This window comes from Streptomyces sp. T028, assembly GCF_048159505.1.
Taxonomy (GTDB): Bacteria; Actinomycetota; Actinomycetes; order Streptomycetales; family Streptomycetaceae; genus Streptomyces.
Genome location: NZ_JBLRVZ010000029.1, coordinates 239,770 through 249,005 on the forward strand (window position 1 = coordinate 239,770; position 9,236 = coordinate 249,005).

Annotated in this window: 6 protein-coding genes and 1 pseudogene; 1 reads left to right on the plus strand and 6 read right to left on the minus strand. The window is 71.2% G+C overall.

Annotated features, from left to right (window positions below; genetic code table 11):
* Positions 1 to 86: 86 nt before the first annotated feature.
* The 5 genes from ACLZN2_RS27800 to ppdK all read right to left on the minus strand — a co-directional run bounded on the left by ACLZN2_RS27800 (position 87) and on the right by ppdK (position 8,298).
* Positions 87 to 1,658: an oleate hydratase gene (locus ACLZN2_RS27800; RefSeq protein WP_416981917.1), complete on the minus strand. Its 1,572-nt coding sequence runs from the start codon at positions 1,656 to 1,658 to the stop codon at positions 87 to 89.
* 9 nt (positions 1,659 to 1,667) lie between these two features.
* Complete coding sequence (locus tag ACLZN2_RS27805) at positions 1,668 to 2,078, minus strand: hypothetical protein (RefSeq protein WP_416981918.1); 411 nt, start codon at positions 2,076 to 2,078, stop codon at positions 1,668 to 1,670.
* Between the two features lie 76 nt (positions 2,079 to 2,154).
* Positions 2,155 to 4,842: a bifunctional acetaldehyde-CoA/alcohol dehydrogenase gene (gene adhE, locus ACLZN2_RS27810; protein ID WP_416981919.1), complete on the minus strand. Its 2,688-nt coding sequence runs from the start codon at positions 4,840 to 4,842 to the stop codon at positions 2,155 to 2,157.
* A 104-nt stretch (positions 4,843 to 4,946) separates the two neighbouring features.
* Positions 4,947 to 5,597 carry a CBS domain-containing protein gene (locus ACLZN2_RS27815; RefSeq protein WP_416981920.1) on the minus strand — a complete coding sequence of 217 codons (651 nt, stop codon included), beginning with the start codon at positions 5,595 to 5,597 and terminating at the stop codon, positions 4,947 to 4,949.
* 16 nt (positions 5,598 to 5,613) lie between these two features.
* Positions 5,614 to 8,298 (minus strand): pyruvate, phosphate dikinase, encoded by a 2,685-nt coding sequence (gene ppdK, locus ACLZN2_RS27820; RefSeq protein WP_416981922.1) that lies wholly within the window; start codon positions 8,296 to 8,298, stop codon positions 5,614 to 5,616.
* A 275-nt stretch (positions 8,299 to 8,573) separates the two neighbouring features.
* On the opposite strand from ppdK, the gene ACLZN2_RS27825 reads away from it, so the two are divergent.
* Positions 8,574 to 8,858 (plus strand): hypothetical protein, encoded by a 285-nt coding sequence (locus ACLZN2_RS27825; RefSeq protein WP_416981923.1) that lies wholly within the window; start codon positions 8,574 to 8,576, stop codon positions 8,856 to 8,858.
* Positions 8,859 to 8,922: 64 nt separating this feature from the next.
* Here the strand turns inward: ACLZN2_RS27825 and ACLZN2_RS27830 are convergent.
* Positions 8,923 to 9,236 (minus strand): annotated as a pseudogene (locus tag ACLZN2_RS27830) (Tn3 family transposase); the annotation flags it as partial.

Sequence of the window (9,236 nt, forward strand, 5' to 3'; positions counted from 1 at the left end):
GGTGCGGCCGCGCCCCATAGGGGCGCGGGGAACTGCGCGACCAGCCACAACGGACCCGCAGGTAATACGTCGGCCCAGCCAAGCGCTCAGCGACGATGCATGGTCTCCAGGGCCGCCGCCAGGACATGGGGGTCGTGGTGGCCCTTGTAGACGTCCGGAGGCTGCCTGTCCAGCTTCAGGAGCCCGGCCACCGCCGTCCAGGCGGTGCGCACCGAGTACTCGACGGTGAAGACGACGTCGTCGGGCACCTCGGCGAACTGCCCGATGAAGGCGAGGTTGACCGACCCCTCCGGCACCACCCGGGGCCGGTCGCCGCGGCGCCGCGCCAGGAACTGGCTGGTGATGTACGGCATCACACAGGGCACGACCGTGGAGCTCTCCAGGATTCGTGCCGCCGTCCGCTCGTCGAACGGGAGGTGGTGCAGGACCTCTTCGAGGATCTCCCGGCCGGTGCACTCGGTCATCGCCTTGGAGGTGTGGTTGCCGGCGCGGTCGGGGAACAGGCCGTAACCCCACCAGACGGAGACGCCCTCGGGCTGGTTGCGGTAGACGGGCTGACGGTGGGCGACGACGGTCAGCAGCCAGTTGGAGTCGGTGAACGTCATCAGCCCGCCCTTGCCGGCCGGACGGCCGCTGAACTCCTCGAGCGCATCCAGGAAGACGGGGTCCTTGGTGGTGACCGTGAACGACTCCCAGCGCGACTCCTTGACCCGCTTGTCGAAGACGGCCGGGTTCCCGAAGTTCTCGCGTCCCCGGGCCAGCCGGTGCCACAGCAGCCAGGCGTCCGAGCGCTGCGGGGCGGGCGGGGGCGCGGAGGTGTGCGAGCCGAGGCTGGACGCGTCGGTCATCGAGCCGTTGGTGACGAGGACCAGGTCCTCGGGCGCGACCGGGATCGTCTCGTCGTGGCCGTCGCGGGTCAGGTGAAGGGCGTCGACCGTGCCGCTGTGGATACCGGGAGTGAACCCGAGGTCGGTGACCCGGCAGCCCGTGTGGACGGTGACGCCGCGCTCGCGCAGCCACGCGGCCAACGGCAGCACGATCGAGTCATGCTGGTTGTGGCGGGTCCGGTGGATGCCCGACATGGACGCGAACTCGGGGAAGAGATGGATGAACCGCCTCAGATAGCGGCGGAACTCGATCGCGCTGTGCCAGGGCTGGAAGGCGAACGTGGTGCACCACATGAACCAGAAGTTCGTGGTGAAGAAGTGTTCGCCGAAGCAGTCGGTGATCCGCTTGTCGTCCAGGTGCCCCTCGGGTGTCGCCAGACAGCGGACCAGCTCCAGCCGGTCGCGCTCGGAGAACCCCATCGACGTGGTGTCGACGATCTTGCCGTCCCCGTCGACGAGCCTCGCGACGTCGTCCCAGGCGAAGTCCTCGTGCCCGGCGAGGATCTCCTCGGTCACGGTGACGGCGGGGTCGTCGAGGGTGGGGATGCCGGACAGCAGGTCGTACGTGCAGCGGAACTCGGCCTCGAACATCCGCCCGCCGCGCATGGTGTAGCCGGTCTCCGGCGTGCCGTCGGCGTCCAGGCTGCCGCCGAGGCTCCGCTGTTCCTCGAAGAGGTGGATGTCGGACCCCTCGAAGCCGCCGTCGCGGATCAGGAAGGTGGCCGCGGCCAGCGCCGCGATTCCGCTTCCCACCAGGTATGCCTTCGCCATCGCTGCTCCTCAGCCCTGTGCCGCGCTGTCGGACGCCGCCGCGGGTCGCGACGGCCCGCTTCCGCCGCGCCACGGCGGTGCCGCCGTCCGGTGCCCGTGGTCCCAGGCCTGCGCGGCCTTCTCGGTCTGACGGCGCAGCCGGTCCTGGAGCCGGTCGACGACCTCCGTGCCGGTGGCCTCCTCGGCGAGGACGACCACCTGCCGGCCGGCGATGCGCAGATCCGCCGTGGCCGACCAGGGGCGGCCGGCGTGATGGGCGGACGCCCGGACGATGCGGACCTCACCGGTGACGGCGGGCAGTCCGGGCCTGCCGACGACGGCGTCGATCTTCGTACGGGCGTACCCCAGGGTCGCCTCGTCCACGGCGCCTTCGGAGCGCAGCCGGACCGGGGGAGTCTGCTGGGTGCGGTCGGTGGTCATGGAAAACCTTTCTCGGGAGGCCTGAGCGTCGAAGCGGGAGGCCTGAGCGTGGAAGGGGGCGTACGGGCGGGCTCGGTCAGACGGACGGAGCGGTGTCGCCCGGGCGCGGGTCGGAGCCGTAGTAGGCGGCGCGCATGAGCTCGCGCATGTCGTCGAGCATCGGCATCCGCGGGTTGGCCGGCGCGCACTGGTCCTCGAAGGCGTTGAGCGCCTGCCGGGGCAAGGCGTCGAGGAAGGCGCGCTCGTCGACGCCGAGCGCCTGGAACGTCGGCTCGATGCCGACGGCGTCGCGCAGCCGCTCCACCGCCGCCGCGAGGGACTCGACGCCCTCGGCCGGGGTGGCGGCCGGCAGGCCGAGCGTGCGGGAGATGTCCTGGAAGCGTTCGGGGGCGCGGTAGTTCTCGTACTTGGGCCAGCCGGTGAGCTTCGTCGGGACGGTGCCGTTGTAGCGGATGACGTGCGGCAGCAGGACGGCGTTGGTGCGGCCGTGCGCGATGTGGAAGGTGGCGCCGAGGGTGTGGGACATGGCGTGGACGATGCCGAGGAAGGCGTTGCCGAAGGCCATGCCCGCGAGGGTGCCGGCGTTGTGCATCTTCTCCCGCGCCTCGGGGCTGCCCGCGCGGTCGTTCACGGCCGCCTCGATGTGGTCGAAGATCATCCGGATCGCGTGCAGGGCGAGGCCGTCGGTGAAGTCGTTGGCGTACACCGACACATAGGCCTCGACGGCGTGGGTGAGGGCATCGAAGCCGCTGTCGGCGGCCAGCGCGCGGGGCAGCTCGGTGGTGAGCAGCGGGTCGACGATCGCCACGCTGGGGGTGAGCGCGTAGTCGGCCAGCGGGTACTTCTTGCCGGTGGCGGGATCGGAGATGACCGCGAACGGGGTGACCTCGGCGCCGGTGCCCGAGGTGGTGGGGACGCACACGAGCCGGGCCAGCTTGCCGAGGACCGGGAAGCGGAAGGCGCGCTTGCGGATGTCGGAGAACTTGTGCCGCATGTCGGCGAAGTCCACGTCCTTGCCCTCGGCCTGCTGCTCGTACAGCAGCCACATCACCTTGGCCGCGTCCATCGGGGAGCCGCCGCCCAGCGCGATGATCGTGTCCGGGCGGAAGTCGCCCATGAGGCGGGCGCCGCGTCGTACGGAGTCGATGCTGGGCTCGGGTTCGACGTTGTCGATGACCTGGACGGTGACCGGCTCCCGGCGCCGGCGCAGCACGCGCTCGACCCGGTCGACGAGGCCGAGGCGGGTCATCGTCGCGTCGGTGACGATCGTGACGCGGTGGACGTCCGGCATCGAGGCGAGGTAGCGGATGGACTGCGGCTCGAAGTAGATCTTCGGCGGGACCTTGAACCACTGCAGGTTGTTGCGGCGCACCGAGACCCTCTTGACGTTCAGGAGTTGGGCGGCGGAGACGTTGTTGGACACCGACGTGCTGCCCCAGGAGCCGCAGCCCAGCGTCAGCGACGGCAGCAGGCTGTTGTAGATGCCGCCGATGGCGCCCTGCGAGGACGGGGCGTTGACGATGATCCGTACGGTCTTCATCCGCTTCCCGTACGCCTCCGCCAGCGCGGGATCCTCGGTGTGGATCACGGCGCTGTGGCCCTGCCCGTGGAAGGCGACCATGTCGGCGGCCAGGTCGAAGCCCTGCTCCGCCGAGCGGGCGCGCAGCACCGCGAGCACCGGGCACAGCTTCTCTCGGGTCAGCGGCTCGTCCGGGCCGACCCGGTCCGTCTCGACCAGGATGAGCGAGGTCCCGGCCGGCACCCGGAAGCCCGCCCGCTCCGCGATCCACTCGGGACTCTGCCCCACGGCGGCCGCGTTGACCTTGGGCTCGCAGCCCGCGCCCGCGGCGCCCACCGGGAACAGGAACGTCTCCAGCTTCGTCTTCTCCTCCGCGGTCGCCAGATACGCGTGGAGCGTGCGGAACTCCGCGAGCGCGTCGTCGTAGATCTCGTCGTCGAGGATGACGGCCTGCTCGGAGGCGCAGATCATGCCGTTGTCGAACGACTTGGACAGCACGAGGTCGTTGACGGCCCGGCTCAGCTTCGCACCGCGGTGCACATACGCGGGGACGTTGCCCGCGCCCACGCCCAGGGCGGGCTTGCCGGCCGAGTACGCGGCCTTGACCATGGCGTTGCCGCCCGTGGCGAGGATGAGCGAGACGCCGGGGTGGCGCATCAGGGTGCCAGTGGCCTCCACCGACGGCGTCTCGATCCACTGCACGCAGTGCTCGGGGGCGCCCGCGGCGACGGCCGCGTCCCGCACGATGCGGGCGGCCTGCGCGCTGCACCGCTGGGCGGACGGGTGGAAGGCGAAAACGATCGGGTTGCGGGTCTTCAGCGCCATCAGGGCCTTGAAGACCGTGGTGGACGTGGGGTTGGTGACGGGGGTGACCGCGCACACCACCCCGACCGGTTCGGCCACCTCGGTCATGTCGTCGATGTCGTCGCGGGCGATGACGCCGACGGTCTTCATCGGGCCCATGCTGTGCGTGACGTACTCGCAGGCGAACATGTTCTTGGCGGCCTTGTCCTCGAAGACGCCGCGGCCGGTCTCCTCCACCGCGAGCAGGGCCAGCGCGGTGTGCTGGTCCAGGGCGGCGACCGAGGCCTTCTTCACGATGTGGTCGACCTGTTCCTGGTCGAGCGCCTCGTAGTCGGTGAGCGCCTTGAGGCCGTTCGTCACCAGGCGGTCCACCGCGACGGCGATGTCGGACGGCGCGCCGGCGGAGTCGGTGGTCGCGGTGCGGTCGTCGTGGCGGGTCATGGGGTGGGCCTCCGTCGTCGAAGGGCGCCGCGCGGACGGCGGCGAGGGGAAGGGAGCGGTACCGCGGGACGGGGCGGTACCGCTTCCACCAGCAGGATCTCCCGTCAGCGATGTCCCACAGCAGGTCCCGTTGGTCCCTTCAGCGGGCCGACCGGCCCCGAAGTGCCCTGCAGCGTCAACCTGTTGACGACGCCGACCACGCCGTCGACCCGGTACGTCAGCCGGATCACGAGCGGAAGATCCGCGTCGGGCTCCAGGGACCCGTGCAGCGTGACCACGCCGTCCCGCACCGAGACGCCCACCCCGTGGGCCGGCCGGCCCAGGGCGCGGGGCAGCACGTCGTCGTGGACCTCACGGCGGATCTCGTCGTCGGTCCGCAGGAAGACCCGCAGCAGGTCGCGCCGGGTGGCGATGCCGATCAGCCGGTCCTCCTCGTCCACCACGGGCAGCCGCTCGACGCCGTGCCGTTCCATCACGCGCGCGGCGTCCGCGATCCGCTGCTCCGGATGCACGGTGATCGCCGGGGTCGACATCAACTGCCGTGCCGTGACGGCGCGGCCGACCGGGGACCGGGACGCCTGACGGCGGATCAGATCGGTCCCGGAGATCACTCCGACGACCTTGTCGTCGTCGTCCACGACGGGCAGCCCGCTGATCCGGTGCCGGTCCAGCAGCCGTACGACGTCCTTGAAGGGCGTCTCCCGGTGGGCCTGGACGACCTCACGGGTCATCACCTCACCGACGATGCGGGCCATGCGACCCACCTCCTTGTCATCTGCTGTCGCTCGTCCCGGTCTCGGGGAGCGCGGCCCGTCCGGCCTCCAGGCGCGCGACGGGGACCCGGAACGGCGAGCAGGAGACGTAGTCCAGTCCGGCCGTGTGGAAGAAGTGGACGGATTCGGGGTCCCCGCCGTGTTCGCCGCAGACGCCGATCTTCAGGTCGGGGCGCGTGGCGCGGCCCTCGTCCACCGCGAGGCGGACCAGCCGGCCCACGCCGTCGCGGTCGAGGGTCTCGAACGGCGAGGTGGCGAAGATGCCCTTGTCGAGGTAGGCGGAGAAGAACGCCGCCTCGACGTCGTCCCGGGAGAAGCCCCAGGTGGTCTGGGTGAGGTCGTTGGTGCCGAAGGAGAAGAACTCCGCCTCCTCGGCGATCCGGCCGGCCGTGAGCGCCGCCCGGGGCAGCTCGATCATGGTGCCGACGGGGCAGCGCACCGGGACGCCGGACTCCTCGGAGACCTCGGCCAGGACACGCTCCACCTCGGCCCGCTCGATCCGCAGCTCCTCCACGGCGCCCACCAGCGGCACCATGATCTCCGCCTCGGGGGAGCCCCCGGCCCGTGTGCGGGCCACGACCGCCTCGGCGATCGCGCGCACCTGCATGGCGACCAGTCCCGGCACGACCAGGCCCAGCCGCACACCGCGCAGCCCGAGCATCGGGTTCTCCTCGTGCATACGGTTCACCGCGTCGAGCAGTTCGGCGTCGTGCGGGTCGGGCCGCTCGCCCCGGGCCTCGGCCTCGGCGATGCGCACGGCGAGGCCGGTGCGGTCGGGCAGGAACTCGTGCAGGGGCGGGTCGATCAGCCGGATGGTGACCGGCAGACCGTCCATCGCCTCCAGGATGCCGGTGAAGTCCTGCCGCTGCAGCGGCAGCAGCGCCCCCAGCGCCTTCTCACGCTCGCTGTCGTCACTGGCCAGGATCATCGCCTCGACCAGCTTGCGGCGCTCGCCGAGGAACATGTGCTCGGTGCGGCACAGACCGACGCCCTGCGCGCCGAACCGCCGGGCGCGGGCCGCGTCCTCGGGGGTGTCGGCGTTCGCCCGCACCTGGAGCCGCCGTACGCCGTCGGCCTGTTCCATGGCACGGGCCACAGCCTCGACCAGGGCGCCGGACTTGTCGCCCGTCTCGAAGTACCGCATCACCGCGGAGTCGACCAGCGGAGCGGCACCCAGGTACACGGCGCCCTCGGAACCGTCGACAGAGATGACCGCGCCCTCCTCGACGACGGTGTCCCGGACGGTGAACCGGCGCGCCTGGGTGTCCACGGCGATCTCCTCGGCGCCGCACACGCACACCGTGCCCATGCCGCGGGCGACCACGGCCGCGTGGCTGGTCTTGCCGCCACGGCTGGTCAGCACCGCCTGCGCGGCGATCATGCCCGGCAGATCGTCCGGGGTGGTCTCCTGACGCACGAGGACGACCTTCTCCCCGGCCGCGGCCCGGCGGACCGCCTCGGCGGAGTCGAACACCGCGGCGCCCACGGCCGCGCCCGGCGAGGCCGGCAGACCGTGTGCGAGCGGCTCACCGACGGTCGAGGTGTCGAACCGGGGGAACATCAGCCGGGCGAGACCCTCCCCGCCGACACGGGCCAGACTCTCGTCCGGGGTGATCAGGCCCTCGTCGGCCAGCTCCGCGGCGATGGCGAACGCGGCCTCGGCGGTGCGCTTGCCGACCCGGGTCTGCAGCATCCACAGCCGGCCGCGCTCGATCGTGAACTCGATGTCGCACAGATCCCGGTAGTGGGACTCCAACACCCCCATGTGGCGGCGGAGTTCGGCGTACGACGTCGGGTCCAGCTCCTCCAGCGCGGTCAGCGGGACGGTGTTGCGGATGCCCGCGACGACGTCCTCGCCCTGTGCGTTCGCCAGGTAGTCGCCGTACAGGCCGGGCCGACCCGTGGCCGGGTCCCGGGTGAAGGCGACTCCGCTGCCGGAGTCCGCGCCGAGGTTGCCGAAGACCATCGTCTGCACGTTCACCGCGGTGCCCAGGTCGTCCGCGATGTGCTCGCGGCGGCGGTAGATGCGGGCGCGCTCGCCGTTCCAGGACTCGAAGACGGCGAGGACCGCCCGGCGCAGCTGCTCGGCCGGTGACTGCGGGAAGTACTCACCGGTCTCCCGCAGGACGAGGTCCTGGTACGTCTCGACGAGCCCGGTCAGGTCCGCCGCCGTCAGATCCAGGTCGCTCGCCGCGCCCCGGGCCCGCTTCAGGTCGTCCAGGGCGCCCTCGAAGAGGGAGCCGTCGACACCCATGACCGTGCTGCCGAACATCTGTACGAGTCGACGGTAGGAGTCCCAGGCGAAGCGTTCGTTCCCGGAGACCTTCGCCAGACCGAGGACGGACTCGTCGGTGAGGCCGATGTCGAGGATCGTCTCCATCATGCCGGGCATGGAGAACCGCGCTCCGGAGCGCACGGACAGCAGCAGCGGATCGTCGGGCTGCCCCAGCCGTCGTCCCGCCGCCTCCTCCAGAGCCGTCAGGTGGTCGGAGATCTCCCGGACCAGACCGGCCGGCTCGGTGCCGGTGGTGAGGAAGGCCCGGCAGGCATCCGTGGTCACCGTGAAGCCCGGCGGGACCGGCAGGCCCAGCCGGGTCATCTCGGCCAGGTTGGCCCCCTTGCCACCGAGCAGGTCGGCCAGGTCACGACCGCCCTCTGCGAAGTCGTACACGTAACGGACCATGACGCCGGTTCTCCTCCGTCGGGATGCGGGCTGGATACGTCTTCCAGCCTCCGACCGCCGCCGACGAAGGGGCAGGTGCTGTCGGTCCCCTTCCCGGGGGCCGGTCGGCCCCCGGCAGGTGGCAGGGCGCCCGACCTGTTCCCCTGCCAGGGAGGAGCGCAGGTGGCAAGCCCCGGGGATGCTCACGTAGGGGGTCGAGTAGGAACCGAGCAGAGAGTGCAGTTTGGTGTCACATGATTTGACACCCGGGCTGAGCTGGCTGTTCGCTGTGCCGCGTGGATGAGATGAGTGACCCGCGGGTGGGGTTCCTGCGCTCCGATGTGGAGCGGTTCTGCCAGGAGTTGGACGGGCTGGCCCCGGCGTTGCGGATGCGGCTGCTGGAGGAGTTGCGGAGCGCGCTGGTGGGCGCGCTGGACGAGGCCCGGGGAGAGGCGATGGCGTCCGCCGCTGATGAGGGGTGGGGGCTGCGGCGGATCGGTACGTTCTGCGGGGTCTCGCATGAGCAGGTACGGCGGCTGCTCGCGAGCGGCAGGCCGGCCGGCGGCCCGCCGGTCAGCTGAGGACGGTCTCCCGCGTGGCGCGCAGGGGGCGGAGCTTGCCGGCGGCGAGTTCGGGTGAAAGCCGGAAGTGGTAGCGGCCGATCATGCGGATGTGGTCGTGGCCGAGCGGGGAGATCCGGGCGAGGTCAGCGTCGGAGACGTGATAGCCCTCGGCGCGGAGCTGGCTGACGGCTTCCTGGGTATACACCGAATTCCACAGAACGCAGGCATTCAGGACGAGTCCCAGTGCCGACAGCTGATCTTCCTGCCCCTCTTTGTACTTCTGCCGCAGTTCGCCCTTCTGCCCGTAGAAGATGCGGCGGGCGAGTTCGTGGCGGGACTCCTGCCGGTTGAGCTGGGTGTTGATCTTCCGGCGGAAGAGTTCGCTGTGGTAGTAGC